Origin of the sequence: uncultured Streptococcus sp. (assembly GCF_963518475.1) — a bacterium.
Taxonomy (GTDB): domain Bacteria; phylum Bacillota; class Bacilli; order Lactobacillales; family Streptococcaceae; genus Streptococcus.
In genome coordinates, this window is sequence record NZ_CAUQJA010000002.1 from 82293 (window position 1) to 98022 (window position 15730).

At 42.5% G+C, this 15730-nt stretch carries 19 protein-coding genes; 1 reads left to right on the plus strand and 18 read right to left on the minus strand.

The window, feature by feature from the left end; translation table 11 throughout:
• Positions 1-60 precede the first annotated feature (60 nt).
• From murB to budA, 3 genes are all read right to left on the minus strand, one after another.
• Positions 61-966, minus strand: coding sequence for a UDP-N-acetylmuramate dehydrogenase (gene murB / locus RYK12_RS01365; RefSeq protein ID WP_314846545.1), 906 nt, complete (start codon positions 964-966; stop codon positions 61-63).
• Between the two features lie 113 nt (positions 967-1079).
• A complete protein-coding gene (locus RYK12_RS01370) occupies positions 1080-1832 on the minus strand; it encodes a YhfC family glutamic-type intramembrane protease (protein ID WP_314846546.1) in 753 nt (250 codons plus the stop codon).
• 9 nt (positions 1833-1841) lie between these two features.
• Positions 1842-2573 (minus strand): acetolactate decarboxylase, encoded by a 732-nt coding sequence (gene budA / locus RYK12_RS01375; RefSeq protein WP_314846547.1) that lies wholly within the window; start codon positions 2571-2573, stop codon positions 1842-1844.
• A 141-nt stretch (positions 2574-2714) separates the two neighbouring features.
• Between budA and RYK12_RS01380 the strand changes: the two genes are divergently transcribed.
• Positions 2715-3986 (plus strand): PLP-dependent aminotransferase family protein, encoded by a 1272-nt coding sequence (locus tag RYK12_RS01380; RefSeq protein ID WP_125442886.1) that lies wholly within the window; start codon positions 2715-2717, stop codon positions 3984-3986.
• A gap of 19 nt (positions 3987-4005) precedes the next feature.
• Here the strand turns inward: RYK12_RS01380 and RYK12_RS01385 are convergent, their stop codons facing one another.
• From RYK12_RS01385 to RYK12_RS01455, 15 genes are all read right to left on the minus strand, one after another.
• The gene (locus tag RYK12_RS01385) at positions 4006-4821 is read right to left on the minus strand and encodes an ABC transporter substrate-binding protein (protein ID WP_150922562.1); all 816 of its coding nucleotides are present in this window, start codon (positions 4819-4821) and stop codon (positions 4006-4008) included.
• A 120-nt stretch (positions 4822-4941) separates the two neighbouring features.
• Positions 4942-5409, minus strand: a complete 468-nt coding sequence (locus tag RYK12_RS01390) for an NUDIX hydrolase (protein ID WP_049542869.1) — start codon at positions 5407-5409, stop codon at positions 4942-4944.
• 91 nt (positions 5410-5500) lie between these two features.
• A complete protein-coding gene (gene phoU, locus RYK12_RS01395; RefSeq protein WP_000946458.1) occupies positions 5501-6154 on the minus strand; it encodes a phosphate signaling complex protein PhoU in 654 nt (217 codons plus the stop codon).
• A gap of 11 nt (positions 6155-6165) precedes the next feature.
• Positions 6166-6924 (minus strand): phosphate ABC transporter ATP-binding protein PstB, encoded by a 759-nt coding sequence (pstB, locus tag RYK12_RS01400; protein WP_000133484.1) that lies wholly within the window; start codon positions 6922-6924, stop codon positions 6166-6168.
• Positions 6925-6936: 12 nt separating this feature from the next.
• Positions 6937-7740, minus strand: coding sequence for a phosphate ABC transporter ATP-binding protein PstB (gene pstB, locus RYK12_RS01405; RefSeq protein ID WP_020900241.1), 804 nt, complete (start codon positions 7738-7740; stop codon positions 6937-6939).
• Positions 7741-7750: 10 nt separating this feature from the next.
• Positions 7751-8635 (minus strand): phosphate ABC transporter permease PstA, encoded by an 885-nt coding sequence (gene pstA / locus RYK12_RS01410; RefSeq protein ID WP_000543046.1) that lies wholly within the window; start codon positions 8633-8635, stop codon positions 7751-7753.
• Complete coding sequence (gene pstC, locus RYK12_RS01415; RefSeq protein WP_001070903.1) at positions 8625-9542, minus strand: phosphate ABC transporter permease subunit PstC; 918 nt, start codon at positions 9540-9542, stop codon at positions 8625-8627. Before pstC ends, pstA begins: the two co-directional genes overlap by 11 nt.
• Entirely contained in the window at positions 9542-10420 is an 879-nt protein-coding gene (locus tag RYK12_RS01420; RefSeq protein ID WP_314846548.1) for a phosphate ABC transporter substrate-binding protein PstS family protein, read from the minus strand. Before RYK12_RS01420 ends, pstC begins: the two co-directional genes overlap by 1 nt.
• A gap of 220 nt (positions 10421-10640) precedes the next feature.
• Entirely contained in the window at positions 10641-11945 is a 1305-nt protein-coding gene (locus RYK12_RS01425; RefSeq protein WP_314846549.1) for an RsmF rRNA methyltransferase first C-terminal domain-containing protein, read from the minus strand.
• The gene (locus RYK12_RS01430) at positions 11946-12719 is read right to left on the minus strand and encodes an inositol monophosphatase family protein (RefSeq protein ID WP_314846550.1); all 774 of its coding nucleotides are present in this window, start codon (positions 12717-12719) and stop codon (positions 11946-11948) included. It abuts the gene before it with no gap.
• Complete coding sequence (locus RYK12_RS01435; protein ID WP_314846552.1) at positions 12709-12987, minus strand: UPF0223 family protein; 279 nt, start codon at positions 12985-12987, stop codon at positions 12709-12711. Before RYK12_RS01435 ends, RYK12_RS01430 begins: the two co-directional genes overlap by 11 nt.
• Positions 12987-13388 carry a Spx/MgsR family RNA polymerase-binding regulatory protein gene (locus tag RYK12_RS01440; protein WP_000631255.1) on the minus strand — a complete coding sequence of 134 codons (402 nt, stop codon included), beginning with the start codon at positions 13386-13388 and terminating at the stop codon, positions 12987-12989. The genes RYK12_RS01435 and RYK12_RS01440 overlap by 1 nt, the downstream gene beginning before the upstream one ends.
• A gap of 211 nt (positions 13389-13599) precedes the next feature.
• The gene (locus tag RYK12_RS01445) at positions 13600-14217 is read right to left on the minus strand and encodes a TIGR01906 family membrane protein (protein WP_314846554.1); all 618 of its coding nucleotides are present in this window, start codon (positions 14215-14217) and stop codon (positions 13600-13602) included.
• Positions 14207-14980, minus strand: a complete 774-nt coding sequence (locus RYK12_RS01450; protein ID WP_314846556.1) for a TIGR01457 family HAD-type hydrolase — start codon at positions 14978-14980, stop codon at positions 14207-14209. Before RYK12_RS01450 ends, RYK12_RS01445 begins: the two co-directional genes overlap by 11 nt.
• A gap of 9 nt (positions 14981-14989) precedes the next feature.
• Positions 14990-15727, minus strand: a complete 738-nt coding sequence (locus tag RYK12_RS01455) for an acyl-[acyl-carrier-protein] thioesterase (protein ID WP_314846557.1) — start codon at positions 15725-15727, stop codon at positions 14990-14992.
• Between the last annotated feature and the right edge of the window lie 3 nt (positions 15728-15730).

Below are 15730 nucleotides of genomic sequence, written 5' to 3' on the forward strand. Positions count from 1 at the left end.
CTGACGATAGGCTTTCACCCCCTTTCCATGATATAGCAGCAGCTTTTCAACTACAGCTTCCTACTTGCTTTCACCTAAAATACGAACTTCCCTCTCAAGGGTAACACCGGAGTGTTCCTTGACTTTTTCAATCACAGACTCAATCAAGTCTTCATAGTCTTTGGCCGTTCCGTCAGCAACGTTAATCATAAAACCTGCGTGTTTTTCTGAGACTTCTACGCCACCAATACGATAGCCTTTCAAGCCAGCTTCTGAAATTAATTGACCTGCAAAATGCCCTACTGGACGCTTAAATACCGAACCACAAGATGGATATTCTAAAGGTTGCTTGAGTTCACGCAAATGAGTCAAACGATCCATTTCTTGCTTGATAACCTGATGATTTCCAGGCGCTAGGGCAAACTTAGCAGACAAGACAACTGCACCAGACTCCTGAATAGCTGAATGGCGATACCCAAAAGCCAAATCTTTGGCAAACAGGGTTTCGATTTCTCCATCCTTGGTCAAGACCTTACAAGATTGCAAGATATGAGCAATTTCTCCACCGTAGGCACCTGCATTCATAAAGACAGCACCACCGATACTTCCCGGGATGCCACAAGCGAATTCAAAACCAGTCAAACTATGACGGAGGGCAATGCGTGTCGTTTCAATCAAGTTGGCCCCAGCTTCAGCCTCAATGGTATATCCATCAACCGAAACATGATTGAGCTTGTCACACAAGATGACAAACCCACGAATCCCACCATCACGAACGATAATGTTACTAGCATTTCCCAGCACCATCCAAGGGATATTTTCTTGATTGGCAAATTTAACAACCCGAGCTAACTCATAGCGATTTCGTGGAAAGACCAAATAATCGGCCTCTCCACCTACTTTTGTATAACTATAGCTATGCAAGGGTTCCTTGAAACGGATATCAATCCCTTCTAAGATTTCAAGCATTTTTTCTTTTACTGACATGATACTCTTCCTTTTACAAAATTCATTCCATTATACCATTTTTAAGACCATTTGACGACCCTAAAAAAATCTCGAGATTATTTTAAACAAAAAAAGAGGTTTCCCCCCCCTTTTTATGATTTTTTGCAAAAGATAGCCTTTGTTCCATAGGCAACCAGAACGAGCTCAAGTGCTAGGACAACTTCCACCAAGACTGGATTGGTCAACCAGCCAACTTGGACTAGAGATGGTGCTAAGTCAAAGAAGGCATGTAGTCCATAGGCCGCTAGGAGATAAATCCATTTCTTCTGGCGAACAGCTTGGTAAACCCAAACAGTCAAGAGTAATTGGAAACCTAGCGCCAAGATTCTCTCAAAACCAAGCAAATAAATCTGCCAGACTGATAGCGACTGAATAGTTTTCAACATATTTTCAGACAGCAATTGCATAACCTGTGGATTCTGAGTTTGAACTGCTGAGAGAACGATGTAGAGATTAATCAAACTAGTAAGACCTAGGAAAATCAACTCCAAGCCACCATGCCCCAATCCATAAGCCAAGGCATCTGCCTTTTCCAAACTTCTCTTTTTCTCCAACCATTTGAAGAAAATAAGACGAGCAGTTTCCTCAAAAAATGCTGCCATGGCTAGTCCATAGATGATATAGACAAGCGGATGGTCTTGCAAGAGGGCAATACTGCCGTCTTTTTGAGGATGCAAAAATAAGATATGCACCAGTTTTTCCAAAATCTGTGAAGAGACAAAGAAAGCGACAGCCCCCAAGCCCAAGACAGCTAGATTGATCTGGTATTTCTTTTTGGCATACCAAACGCTTCCTATCAAGAAAGCCAGCAACAGCAACATGGTAATGATAATATGAATGGTCATTTTCTTCTCCTATTCCGCCTTTTCAATATCTTTTTTCATCTCGTCAACATTGAACTTAGCAAACAAGTATTGACGGTCTTGGACTGGGAAACGTTGGTCCAACTGATCAACTGCTCCCACCTCGATAATCCCTTCCTTGATGACAAAATCCATGACATGACCACCGAAAGTCAAATCATCTGATATGAAGTGCAGATGGTAGCCTGCCACACTGACTCCATGGAAAATCTCTGGTGTCCAGAAACCAACGATGGTCCCTGCTACATTGTCGCGACTATATTCCGGTTGATGGGTTGCGACCTCAGCAAACTTGGTATCTGGTGTCGACTTAGGAATCATGCGTACATGCATACGCGAAAATTCCCCGCGAATCTTGATAGAGCGGAAAAGATTTTCCCCATCATAATAAGACTCAATTCGTTCTTCCAATTCCTTGTCTGTCATCTCAAAGCGCTGGCGGAAAATGACCTCTGCCTGATGCGGTACTACTGCTGCGTAGGGAATGAGGGCATCTGGCGACACTTCTACAATCTCTGGCTGGTTTCCTGACCCTTTGGCCTGATAAGCCTTGCCATCTAAGACAATCAATTCCCCATCAATGGAATCCAAGGTTCCCAAACCAAGGTCACCATGCTCCAGCAATTCTCCTACTGTCATGGTACCACCATAAAGGCCAGCCATCAAGGCTCCTAGGGTATTGTATTGAAATAATTTCACTGGTTCCTGCACGTTCTTATCCATTCACTTTCTTATCTGTTATTCTATAAATCTTACTCCTAAGTATACCACATTTGCCCCTAGATGTGAACGAGAGAAACACTCTAGACATTGCCAAGAAGGAAAAAAAAGGGTACAATGTAACAAAATCAAGGGAGGTCTGGAATGAAGAAACAAAGCAAGTACCAAGAGGTCGTTTCCTATCTGAAAAATGGTATCGAGTCTGGACGATTTCCGACGGGAAGCCGCCTGCCTTCTATCCGTCAACTGAGCCTTGACTTTCACTGTAGCAAGGACACTATTCAACGCGCTCTGCTGGAATTACGACACGAACAATACCTCTATGCCAAGCCCCAGAGTGGCTACTATGTCCTAGAACAAGGGCAACACCAGGACCTAGAAATTGAGGTTACCGACGAACATGCCAGTGCCTATGACGATTTCCGACTCTGTGTCAATGAAACCCTGATTGGACGGGAAAACTACCTCTTCAACTACTATGACAACCAAGAAGGATTAGAAGACTTAAGGCAATCCATTCATAAACTCCTCTTTGACCAAGCTCTCTACTGCAAGGCTGATCAACTGGTACTGACTTCTGGAACTCAACAAGCCCTTTTTATCCTTTCTCAAATATCCTTTCCTAGCCAAGCCAAGGAAATCTTGGTGGAACAGCCGACCTACCATCGAATGAATCGCCTCTTGATTGCTCAGGGATTGGACTATCAAACGATTGAACGAGGCATTGATGGAATTGACTTGGAGGAACTGGAAAGCCACTTCAAGACAGGTAAAATTAAATTTTTCTATACCATTCCTCGATTTCACTATCCTCTGGGGCATTCCTATTCAGAGCAGGACAAACGGGCTATTCTTGACTTAGCTGCCAAGTATGGTGTCTATATCGTAGAGGACGACTATCTGGGTGATTTGGACTCCAAGAAGGGCCAGACCTTCCACTATCTGGATACAGAGGAGCGCGTCATTTACATCAAGTCCTTCTCAACCAGCCTCTTTCCAGCCCTGCGGATAACAGCACTCATCCTTCCAAATGCTATCAAAGAAGCCTTTGTGGCCTACAAAAATATCCTAGACTATGACAGCAACCTCATCATGCAAAAGGCACTGTCACTCTATATTGACAGTCAATTATTTGAGAAAAATCGGCTAGCTCGCTTATCCAATCAGGAAGATTACCAAAAACAAATCGAGGAAAGCTTAACTAAAACTCCTTGTCCCCTCCCTCACTTTCCCCTACACGATGGTTTATTACTAGACCTGAGACAGTATCCTAAAATTGCTAGTCTCAAACACAGCCAACTGGGCTTGGATTTCTTTGAAGAGGCTTACTTGGGTGCCTGTCCTTATCAATTTGCCAAGGTGTCCTTAGACAATCTGAAAAAGGTTTTAAACTATTTAAAAGCAGAATTGGAATGACTTCCAACTCTGCTTTTTCTTATTGTTCAACTTCTGTTAAGGTTGCCGCTTTTTCAAGATATTTTTGGTAGGTACCGTCATCCTTGAGTTTTTGGATGACCTTGTCCACCACTTCTTTCAAATCAGCACTATTTTTTCTAAGGGCAACTGCATTAGCTTCGCCGTCCTTCATCTTCAAGCTGACCGTTGCGACAGCTAGGTCGGCATTTTTAGCAGCATAGCTAAGAGCAACAGGCTCATCCATGTGAACAGCATCTACTTTTCCAGCCTGTAATTCATTAACAGCTTCACCCATATTGGTTAGGGAAGTCAGCTGAGCTTTTGGCAATTGTTCCTTGACCATTGATTCTGGAACAGTTCCTTTTTGGGCTGCAATATTAGCACTTTCAAGGCTAGTTAAATCCTTGTATTTTTCTACATCAGACTTACGAACCAAGAAACTAATCTTGTTTTCATAGTAAGGGATTGAAAAATCAAAGACTTCTTTTCTCTCGTCAGTAGCGCTAATTCCCGCAACTGCTAGATCAGCCTTACCAGTTTGAAGACTGGTCAAGACATTGTCAAAACTCATGCTTGAAATTTCCAACTTCACCCCAAGTTCATCAGCGATAGCCTGTGCCATGTCAATATCCGCACCGACAACCTGATTTTTCCCGTCAACCAAAGACTGAAATTCAAAAGGTGCATAGTCAGGACTGGTCGCCACAACTAATTTCCCCTTTTGCTTAATGGCTTCAACAGCTGACTGAGAACCATTAGAACCCGACTGGCAAGCCACTAAGAAGAAGCTTGCAAGAAAACTACATAAAACAAATATCCATTTTTTTGATTTCATAAATAAACAACCTCTCTGTTATTTTTGTATAATTATAACGCTATCCAAGTTACTTGTCAAGTGTTTTTCTTACATTTTCATAAAATATATTTACTAAAAAATAGAAATACAGTGGTTAGTTTATCTATCTATTGGGAACTTATTTTCAAAAAAATCATTTATCATATCTTGATGCTGCTGGTTTACAATTGCAATATTTTGTATGTCACTATGATCAAAAAATCCTAATTCTAAAGTTTCATCACTTGTAAAAAAATTTATAGAGATAGAAGTTTCAGATGAAACTAAATACAAGATTGTAAGAACTTGAGCCTCATCACCATTCGGATAACTGTCTGAATATTTTGTATAAACATTTAAGAGTTTTTCCACCCTCACTTCGACTCCTGTTTCTTCATAAAACTCTCGCACTAAAGCTTCTAAAGCCGATTCTCCTAATTCAAGAGCACCACCTGGTAATCCCCACGTTCCTTTATCTGCTCGTTTTTGTAATAAAATTTTTCCTGATTGACTTAATATTCCACAGGTAAAATTTAAAATAATTTTATCTTTTCCAACTTTTTTTCTGATATTCTGTATGTAGTTCATTATTCACCTCTGACAAAGTAAACCATCTATACAATGAAAGCTTACTGTATTAAAAAGTAAGCTTTCACAATAATTTTATCATTTGAATACTTTATAGTTCGACAATCTTACCTGTTTCAAAGTAAACAACCCATTCACAGATATTCTTGGCATAGTCTCCAATGCGTTCCAAGAAGGCAATCACTTGGAAATAATCACGACCTGTAACAATGGCATCAGGATTTTTCTTGATTTCTTCTGTAGCCAAGTCACGAATGCTATCAAAGTAATGGTTGATTTTTTCGTCCATGGCTGCTACTTCATAGGCCTGGTCTACTGAACCATTGAGATAGAGTTCAAGGGCTGCTTCGACGAAGTTCTTGACATCGCGACCCATTCTCTTTATTTCTTCTTCAACAGCTGGGATGCGTTGCTCCCCCTTCATACGAATTGCCGCCTTGGCAATGGAAACGGCATGGTCACCCATACGTTCCAAGTCAGATACAGCCTTCAAGACTGTCAAAACAGTACGCAAGTCCTGAGAAACGGGTTGTTGAAGGGCAATCATTTCAAATGATTTCTTTTCCAATTTCACTTCGTATTCGTTTACTTCTGCATCGTCTTCGATGACTTCCTTGGCCAAATCACGGTCATGCGTAACAAAGGCACGCACTGTACGATTGATTTGAGATAGCACTTCTTGTCCCATAGCATAGAACTGGTTATGCAATTTCTCTAAATCTTCCTCAAATTGAGAACGTAACATCATTTATCTCCTTATCCAAATTTTCCTGAAATATAATCTTCTGTTTCCTTGTGTTGTGGGTTTAGGAACATCTTCTTAGTATCGTTAAACTCAATCAAATCTCCATCTAGGAAAAATCCTGTCTTGTCAGAGATACGAGAGGCTTGTTGCATGGAACGCGTAACCAAGAGCATGGTGTATTTATCTTTTAGACCATACAAGGTTTCCTCAATCTTACCGGCCGAGATAGGGTCCAAAGCTGAAGTCGGTTCATCCAAAAGAATGATTTTAGGACTGGTTGCCAAGACACGGGCAACACAGACACGTTGCTGTTGTCCGCCTGAAAGCCCGATAGCTGAATCATGCAGGCGATCCTTGACCTCATCCCAGATAGAGGCTCGTTGCAAGGCTTTTTCTACCGCTTCATCCAGAACCTGCTTATCCTTAACTCCATTGATACGAAGCCCGTAAACAACATTTTCGTAGATAGACATAGGGAAAGGGTTCGGTTGTTGGAAGACCATACCGATTTCCTTCCGCAATTCAACTGTATCTGTACGCGGGCTGTAGATATTGTGGCCGTTGTAAACCACTGAACCAGTTGTGGTTACCTCTGGATTGAGATCCCCCATACGGTTGATAGCCTTGAGAAGGGTTGACTTCCCTGATCCAGATGGACCAATCAGAGCTGTGATTTCCTTGGGTTGGAAAGATAAGGAAACACTATTCAAGGCCTTTTTTTGATTGTAGTAAACGGACAGGTCTGATACCTGTAAAATCGCTTCTGTCATACTGTTTCCTTTCTATCCAAAGTGTCCTGTTACGTAGTCATTGGTTGACTGTAGTTTGGCATTTTGGAAAATATTAGAGGTCTTATCGTACTCAATCAAGTCACCCAAGTAGAAAAATCCTGTGTAGTCACTAGCACGCGCAGCCTGCTGCATGCTGTGGGTCACGATGATGATAGTAAAGTCCTTCTTCAATTCCAACATGGTTTCTTCCAGCTGGGCTGTCGCAATCGGATCCAAAGCTGACGCCGGCTCATCCATCAAGAGAATATCTGGTTTAACCGAGATAGCACGAGCGATACAGAGACGTTGCTGCTGACCACCTGATAGGGTCAAGGCTGACTTGTGCAAATCGTCTTTGACCTGGTCCCAAAGGGCAGCCTGACGAAGAGAAGTCTCCACAATTTCATCCAAAACTTGCTTGTCCTTAACTCCTGCACGTTCATGGGCAAAAGTGATATTGCGGTAGATAGACTTAGCAAAGGGATTTGGGCGTTGGAAGACCATTCCGATGTGCTTGCGCATCTCATAAACGTTGATTTCTGGGCGGTTGACATCAATCCCTTGATAGAGAATTTGACCTGTTACCTTGGCAATATCAATGGTATCATTCATACGGTTGAGACTGCGGAGGTAGGTTGATTTCCCTGAACCAGAAGGGCCAATTAAGGCAGTAATTTTATTCTTTTCAAATTGCATATCGATGCCCTTGATGGATTCTTTTTTACCGTAGTAAACATGTAAATCCTTAGTAGAGAGGGCCACTTTCTCTTCAGGAAAGGTGATGATATGCTTTTCATCCCAATTATATTTTGACATGGCTTCTCCTTTAGGCAGCGGTTAATTTCTTATGTAGGTAGCTTCCGAGTTTGCGGGCTCCAAAGTTAAAAATGAGGATAAAGATGAGTAGCACGGCCGCAGAACCTGCTGATACGATAGTTCCATCTGGAATGGTACCTTCACTATTGACTTTCCAGATGTGGACAGCCAAGGTTTCTGCTTGACGGAAGATAGAGATTGGGCTAGTCACACTGAGAATATTCCAATTAGACCAGTCAAGGGCTGGAGCGGATTGTCCTGCTGTATAGATAAGAGCCGCAGCCTCACCAAAGATACGACCAGAAGCTAAGACGACCCCAGTCACAATACCTGGAAGAGCTTCTGGAATGACCACATGGACAACTGTCTCCCAACGAGAAATTCCAAGGGCCAAGCCGGCCTCACGTTGCGTATGGTGAACGTGTTTCAAACTGTCCTCGACATTACGAGTCATCTGAGGCAAGTTAAAGACTGTCAAGGCCAAGGCACCTGAAATGATTGAAAATCCATACTCAAACTGAACTACAAAGATCAAGTAACCAAAGAGACCTACAACCACAGATGGGAGTGAAGACAAGATTTCAATACAGGTTCTAACAAAATTGGTCACAGGACCTTTTTTAGCATATTCAGCTAGGAAAATCCCAGCTCCCATAGACAAGGGCACAGAAATAATCAAGGTAATAACCAGAAGGAAGAAGGAATTATAGAGCTGAATTCCAATCCCTCCGCCTGCTTGGTAAGAAGATGATTTGCCAGTCAAGAAAGACCAAGAGATGTGGGGTAAACCACGAACCAAGATATAGAGAATCAAGGATGCCAGGATGGCAACGATAATTCCTGCAATCGAATAGAGGACAGCTGTTGCAATTTTATCTAATTTCTTAGCGTGCATAGTTTTTCTTTCCTCTTTCTTTCGTAATCAATTTAATCACACTGTTGAAGGCTAAACTCATCAAGAGCAAGACTAAGGCCAGTGACCAGAGAACGTTATTGTCAACTGTTCCCATAACGGTATTTCCGATACCCATGGTCAAGACAGAGGTCAAGGTCGCAGCAGGTGTTGTCAATGAAGTTGGAACTACGGCTGAGTTTCCGACCACCATCTGAATGGCCAAAGCCTCACCAAAGGCACGCGCCATCCCAAAGACCACTGCTGTGAAAATCCCTGAACGCGCTGCCTTCAAGGTCACGCGCCAGATGGTTTGCCAACGAGTGGCTCCCATAGCCAAACTAGCTTCGCGGTAGTGACGAGGCACCGCACGCAAGCTATCGGTTGTCATAAAGGTTACCGTCGGTAAGATCATGACAAAGAGAACGAAAATCCCTGACAAGATTCCAAAACCAGTTCCACCAAAAACACTACGGACAAAAGGAACTACGACCTGCAAACCGATAAATCCATACACAACTGAAGGAATCCCGACTAGCAATTCAATGGCTGGTTGCAAGATTCTAGCACCTTTTGGTGAGACTTCAGTCATAAAGACTGCCGCACCAATGGCAAAAGGAGTTGCGATAAGAGCTGATAGGATTGTGACAATGAAGGAACCCAAAATCATGGGAAGGGCACCAAATTGTTTACCTGAAGGATTCCAAGTTTGTCCAAAGAGGAAATCAAAGATATTAACCCCATTGACAAAGAAGGTCGACAAACCTTTTTGGGCTACGAAAATCAAAATCATAGCCACAATGATGACAATCAAAGACAGACAGGCAAAGGTCAAGCCTTTTCCTAGTTTCTCTAGACGAGAGTTCTTTGAGGGAGAAAGCAATTTTTTAGCTAATTCTTCTTGATTCATTAGTGACTCCCTTCTAGTGCTGTCACCGTTCCTACAGCATCTTTTTCAACCTTCATTTCCTTAACAGAAATATAGCCCATCCCCTTAACGATTCCGCTTTGCGCTTCATCAGAGAGGACAAAGTTGAGAAATTCTGCCACCAATTCATTTGGTTGGCCTAGGGTGTACATGTGTTCGTAAGACCATAAAGGCCAGTTATTGGTTGTAACATTTTCTGCAATCGGTTCATAGCCGTTCAATTTCATGCGTTTGACAGAGTCATCTACATAGGCAAAGGCTAGGTAAGAAATGGCTCCTGGTGTCTGGGAAACAATGTTTTTGACCATCCCATTTGAATCCTGTTCTTGACTCTGCACGGCAGATTGGCCATCCATGATAACACTATCAAAGGTTGCACGCGAACCAGAACTTGCCGCGCGGTTGATAATGGAAATGGCTAGGTCTTTCCCACCGACTTCTTTCCAGTTGGTCACTTGACCTGTGAAGATGCTACGGAGTTCTTCAGTTGTCAAATTTTCAACATCAACTTCCTTATTTACAATGACTGCCAAGCCCGCTACGGCTACCTTATGGTCCACTAGAGCGGATGCGTTGATACCGTCTTTTTCCTCGGCAAATACGTCTGAATTTCCTACATCAACGGCTCCAGACTGAACCTGAGACAGACCTGTACCAGATCCTCCACCTTGGACGTTGACTGTTTTTCCAACGTGCATAGAGCCAAATTCATCTGCTGCCGCTTCGACCAAGGGCTGAAGAGCCGTTGAGCCAACAGCTGTCATGGATTCTCCACGATCAATCCAGCTAGCACATCCCGCCAAAGAACCTGCCAGCAAAAGAGCTGCGAGGGATAGAGCGAGTTTTTTCCTTTTTTTCACTGTTTTTCTCCTTGAAAATAATGGTGAATGCTGTGAATTTTTTCAACTATTTATTTATGTTTTTCTTTTGAAAATTGGGAGCCAACTGACGTTGCTAGCTTGGTTTTACTAGTCATTTACTCAGTTATCTTCTCCACCAATTTTGACTTAAAATGAAAGACAATTTGAAAAAAATCCATACTTCCACTATAACATAGACAAGCTACTTTGACTAGCATTTTCACTTGAATCTGAGGCCTTTTGGAAAATAATTTTTCAAAACATTTCCAGTCACCTTAGCAAAGCCCAACCCATTGTCTTGAACCAAAACTTGGTACCAACCATTTGGCAGACTTTCTGCCAGCTGAACAGTCTCTCCAGTCGCATACTTTACAAACGCCTCTTGGTCAATTTCAACCGACTGCTTGACCTGACTCGGTTTCAAGGCTAGACCAAGAGCAAAACTAGGCTCAAAGCGTTTCTTCTTAAAGGTCCCTAGATGAATGCCATTCCGAGCAATCTTGAGTTTCCCTAAATCTGGTAAGAGTTCTGGCAGGAGATAGAGTTGGTCCCCAAAAGTCTGCAAGATTCCCTGTAGATTGACCTTCAAATGTTTTTGGGCAAATTCCTGCCACAAGACAACTTGTTCACGACTGAGATTACTCTTACTTGCCTTACATTTAGGTGCTGTATTTTCTCCTTTAAATTGTAAATGGGCGACAAACTGACCTTCTCCCTTAAACTGATGTGGGTACATCCGAGCCGTTTCTGGCAGGTCAATTCCAGCTACCATTCCATTGATATGCTCTACTGGCAGCAAATCAAAATCATACTCTTCCAGCAGCCAATTAACAATCTCTTCGTTTTCCTCAGGGGCCCAGGTACAGGTTGAATAAACCAAGCGACCACCTTCAGCTAGCATGGTTACTGCATCTTCCAGAATTTCTCTTTGCAAGCTAGCACATTGACTCGGATAATCTAAGCTCCAATAGTCCATAGCATCTGGTTGCTTACGAAACATCCCTTCACCAGAGCAAGGGGCATCAAGGACAATGAGGTCAAAATAGCCCTTAAAAACCTTGGCCAAGCGGTCAGCAGATTCATTGGTCACCACGACATTTGTCGCTCCAAAGCGCTCCATGTTTTCTACTAAAATCTTAGCCCGTTTGCTTGAAATTTCATTGGAAACAAGGAGACCCTCCCCTGCTAGATAGGCTGCCAGCTGAGTTGATTTTCCACCCGGTGCAGCGGCCAAATCCAAGACTTTCATACCAGGACTGGGCTGGGCTACCTGAGCAACCATCTGGGCAGCAGGTTCTTGCGAATAAACCAAACCAGTAGCATGTTCAGACGATTTCCCTGAAACCTTACCATAGTGGCCCCAAGGTGTTTGAGGAATGGCATCAGGAAAGGAAACTGGCGCTTCTTTTAAAGGATTGACCCGAAAGGCAGAAACCGCTTCCTCCTCAAAAGAGGCAAGAAAATCTCTTGCCTCATCTCCTAGTATCTCTTCATATTTTTCAACAAATCCTTCTGGAAATTGCATTTAAGTTCTTTTCCTTTCGTAAATATAGGACTGAATTTCCTCCTGCATCTCAAGAGGTAACATCATGACCGGCTGTCTGGTTTGAAAATTAGGAGTTTCACCAGATAGGGTCACCACCCGATAGCCCAGACTTTCCCCTAAAATACTAGCAGCAGCATAATCCCATGGTTGCAGATAAGTGACATAGGTCAACAAATGCCCTGACAAAATCTTGGCAAAACTAATGGCCGCACTCCCATAGACACGTACACCGAGGACCGCTCGACCCAAATCAGCCAGACCCCATTCATTGGTTTCCAGCATACCACTATTCCCTGCAATCAGAAAATCTCCAAGTGGTTTTGCTTTAAAGGGAGCTAGAGGCTTTTCATTTAGACAAACTGGAAAGGCTCCACCACCGTGGTAACAATCCCCTTTGACCACATCATAAATCAGACCAAACTGGCCTTGACCATTTTCAAAATAAGCCATCATGACAGCAAAATCTTCCTGCTGGGCGACAAAATTATTGGTCCCATCAATGGGATCAATGACCCAAACCTTTCCCTCTTGAACCGAGGCTCGCAGACAACCTTCTTCAGCGCAAATCTTATCCTCAGGATAACGGGACAAAATCTCACCAACCAAGAGTTCCTGAACTTCCTTGTCCAGTTTGGTCACCAAATCTGTTGGAGAGGACTTGGTTTCAACACGCAAGTCTTCCTGCATATGGTCAAGGATGTACTGGCCCGCTCTCTTAACAAGCTCTTTGGCAAATTCAAATTTACTTTCCAAGAGAAATCTTCCCTTCCACTTTTTCCTTGGCAGTCTGAACTGCTCGGTAAAGCGAATAGCCACTCACTGTTTCAAATTCTCGTCCCAAACGTTTCTCTTCGCTCTTGCTTGGCACGACCGCTTTGAATCTCTTATAGGAGTCCAGTAACTTTTTAGCCTCTACCTTGCCCTCATAGGCAGCTTCAACATCATTAAAAAAAGAAAGCACTGAAGCAAGTTCTTCAGTGCTCCACGACAAATCTAGTGGGTAACTATACTGTTTGTTCATTAACTAATACCAGCTCTCATTCTTGCTTCTTTTAGTTCTTGCTTACGGTAACTACGAGGGAGAAAAGCACGAATCTCATCTTCATTAAAACCAATTTGCATACGTTTGGCATCAATAATAATTGGACGACGCAAAAGACTTGGATACTGCTCAATTAAATGAAGCAATTCCGATACCGAGATACTCTCTACATCAATATTCAATTTTTGAAAAATTTTTGAACGAGTTGAAATGATGTCATCAGTACCATTTTCGGTCAAGGAAAGGATGTGTTGCAATTCTTTTCTTGTTAAAGGACTGGTCATAATATTGTGTTCCTCAAAGGGCACCTTATGTTTTTCTAACCAGGCCTTTGCCTTACGACATGAAGTACAGCTCGGTGATAGAAATAGTGTAATCATGCTTTTCTCTTCTTATCTATACTTTGCTAATTCTATTATACAAAAAAATAAAGCGCTTGACTAGAGATTTTTAGAAAAAAAGCCTATTTTTTCAAGAAAAATAGACTGTTTGCGAACGATTGAGGTAAGGTAGATTTAGTTAATTCACTCTTGACAATAGTTTCGAATCACATACCTAACTTATTTACTCAAAATAAGAACATCTTTAGTATTATTTCCTAAGACTTTTCAGGTACAAAAAGCCAAAGAAGCTTTCATAGAGGACAAAAAAGAGGAGGAAGGTATGAAGGAAGAAGGTCTCTGGCAAAATCAGAATAACAGGATCCTTGGCTGGATCAAAAAGCCAGGTATCATCTCCCACAAAGAGAATTTGATGGAAAAGGGTAAAGAATTGGTCAAAACCAATCAAAACTCCCCCAAGACCAATCAGCAAAGGCAAGACCACTAGAGTCAGAAGCCCTTTACTAAATAGAGATAAAAAGCCCTTTTTCACAATCCTATTGACAAAGACGTAAAAACTTGGCAGTGTCACTAAAGCTACTAGCTGAACCAGGTGAAAGAGGTTCTTGACCACTGCAAAGTGGTGTAGCCCAGCAGCTGACGAACGAAAATCTGGCATCTCTAGGACCTGACTAAATGGATTGGTCAGATAATTCATCAAGATATGAAAGTTGTACTGAATGGTTTCTGGTTTTAAATAGACCCGATCTGTTAAATTCAGCCACTGAATTTCCAGCGGATAAAAAATCCAAGCCAAATAAATGGTCAAAAGGATTGAGAGGGAGAGGAGAAAGAGCATAGAGCTCCAAAAGGTCAGTTTAGTTTTCATCAAAGTTCCACTCCGCAAGACTAGAAACCACATGAGTCGGTGCGATTGGCAGGTCTGCTACTTCTTCTGCCTTGGTAAAACCTGTCGTCACCAAGAGCGTTGGAATGCCATTGTCAATCCCTGCTCGGATATCTGTTAAATAGTTGTCCCCGACCATGATTAACTCTTCACGTTCCAAACCTAAGTGCTCAACCGCCTTATCCATAATGATGGCATTTGGTTTCCCAATATAAACAGGCTTCACTCGTGTTGCCACTTCAAGAAGGGTAATCAGTGAACCAGCCCCCGGCAAAAGCCCTCGTTCTGTTGGGATGTTGAGGTCAGGATTGGTTCCGATAAAGTGAGCGCCTTTTTGAATAGCAAGAGTTGCTGTGGCAAATTTTTCATAGTCCACTTGCCAGTCCAGTCCAACTACCACATAGGCAGGATTTCTCTTGTCTTCCACATAACCAGCCGCCTTGATGGCTTCTTTGAGACCTGATTCTCCGATAACATATACCGTCTTTTCAAGCCCCAAGTCGTTCATATAGTCGATAGTCGCCAAAGTCGCTGTGTAGACAGTCAATAGGGGCGTATCGATATTAAAATTCTGAGCCAACATCTCCTGAACACTCTCTGGAGTGCGGGTTGTATTGTTGGTCACAAAAAGATAGGGAATGTCCCGCTTTTGCAATTCATGGATAAAAGCCTCCCCTGCTGGAATTCGGTCTTTCCCCTTATAAATCGTTCCATCTAAATCAATTAAATAGCCTTTATATTTCATACTTTTACTCTAAACCTTTTTTATTTCTTGCCAAGTGATGATGGCTTGGGCATTGGTAGCCCCGTCGCTTGTGATCTCATGCTTGCTTTCCAGTCCAGTCCGTTCAACAGCCGATGTAATCACCCCACCTGGTCGAACTTCCTTGACATACTTGAGATTGATTTTCTTGGGAATATATTGGGTCAAAAAATCAGCTCCCATAACCTCAAAAATCCAGTCCAAGTATTTACTGTTATTGACATGACCATTCATATCCAAATCGTAAAAACGGACATGGTAATCCTTGCTGATTGGCTCGTTCAATGACTCATACTTTGGCCCACGGATAAGCTTTTTATCAAAATCAGACTGGTAAGGAGCCACAATCTCAGGTTCGACAGCATGGACTTTTCGACTGTCGCGGTCCATGAGAACAAAGGTCGCCATCATGTGGATGAGTTCCTGACCTGCTTCATCATAAATGGTAAAGCGACGGTAGCAAAAGAGTCGATTGTAGCTCAGTGCTTCCGTTTCAATAGTAATTTCTTCCGCAAAACGAGGCAAACGAACCACCTCAATATCGTATTCTGTGATAATCCAGACCAGATTATAGTCCTCCAAAATGACCTTATCACTAACTCCCAACTCAATCGACTGCATCCCTGAAACTTGCAGAGACAGCAAAATCACATCTGGAATCTTGATATGACCGTTCATATCAGCCATATCAAAAGGAATTTTCATTTTCATTTGATAAGTTAAGCCCATCAT

Excerpts from the sequence above, each read along its gene's own strand:
- RYK12_RS01435 (WP_314846552.1), bottom strand. The coding sequence starts at position 12,987 with ATGAACAAACAGTATAGTTACCCACTAGATTTGTCGTGGAGCACTGAA.
- RYK12_RS01390 (WP_049542869.1), bottom strand. The coding sequence starts at position 5,409 with ATGAACTACATACAGAATATCAGAAAAAAAGTTGGAAAAGATAAAATT.
- murB (WP_314846545.1), bottom strand. The coding sequence starts at position 966 with ATGTCAGTAAAAGAAAAAATGCTTGAAATCTTAGAAGGGATTGATATC.
- pstA (WP_000543046.1), bottom strand. The coding sequence starts at position 8,635 with ATGCACGCTAAGAAATTAGATAAAATTGCAACAGCTGTCCTCTATTCG.
- phoU (WP_000946458.1), bottom strand. The coding sequence starts at position 6,154 with ATGTTACGTTCTCAATTTGAGGAAGATTTAGAGAAATTGCATAACCAG.
- RYK12_RS01385 (WP_150922562.1), bottom strand. The coding sequence starts at position 4,821 with ATGAAATCAAAAAAATGGATATTTGTTTTATGTAGTTTTCTTGCAAGC.
- RYK12_RS01440 (WP_000631255.1), bottom strand. The coding sequence starts at position 13,388 with ATGATTACACTATTTCTATCACCGAGCTGTACTTCATGTCGTAAGGCA.
- RYK12_RS01445 (WP_314846554.1), bottom strand. The coding sequence starts at position 14,217 with ATGAAAACTAAACTGACCTTTTGGAGCTCTATGCTCTTTCTCCTCTCC.
- budA (WP_314846547.1), bottom strand. The coding sequence starts at position 2,573 with ATGGATAAGAACGTGCAGGAACCAGTGAAATTATTTCAATACAATACC.
- RYK12_RS01370 (WP_314846546.1), bottom strand. The coding sequence starts at position 1,832 with ATGACCATTCATATTATCATTACCATGTTGCTGTTGCTGGCTTTCTTG.
- pstB (WP_000133484.1), bottom strand. The coding sequence starts at position 6,924 with ATGACAGAAGCGATTTTACAGGTATCAGACCTGTCCGTTTACTACAAT.
- pstC (WP_001070903.1), bottom strand. The coding sequence starts at position 9,542 with ATGAATCAAGAAGAATTAGCTAAAAAATTGCTTTCTCCCTCAAAGAAC.
- RYK12_RS01455 (WP_314846557.1), bottom strand. The coding sequence starts at position 15,727 with ATGGGCTTAACTTATCAAATGAAAATGAAAATTCCTTTTGATATGGCT.
- pstB (WP_020900241.1), bottom strand. The coding sequence starts at position 7,740 with ATGTCAAAATATAATTGGGATGAAAAGCATATCATCACCTTTCCTGAA.
- RYK12_RS01450 (WP_314846556.1), bottom strand. The coding sequence starts at position 14,980 with ATGAAATATAAAGGCTATTTAATTGATTTAGATGGAACGATTTATAAG.
- RYK12_RS01425 (WP_314846549.1), bottom strand. The coding sequence starts at position 11,945 with ATGCAATTTCCAGAAGGATTTGTTGAAAAATATGAAGAGATACTAGGA.
- RYK12_RS01380 (WP_125442886.1), top strand. The coding sequence starts at position 2,715 with ATGAAGAAACAAAGCAAGTACCAAGAGGTCGTTTCCTATCTGAAAAAT.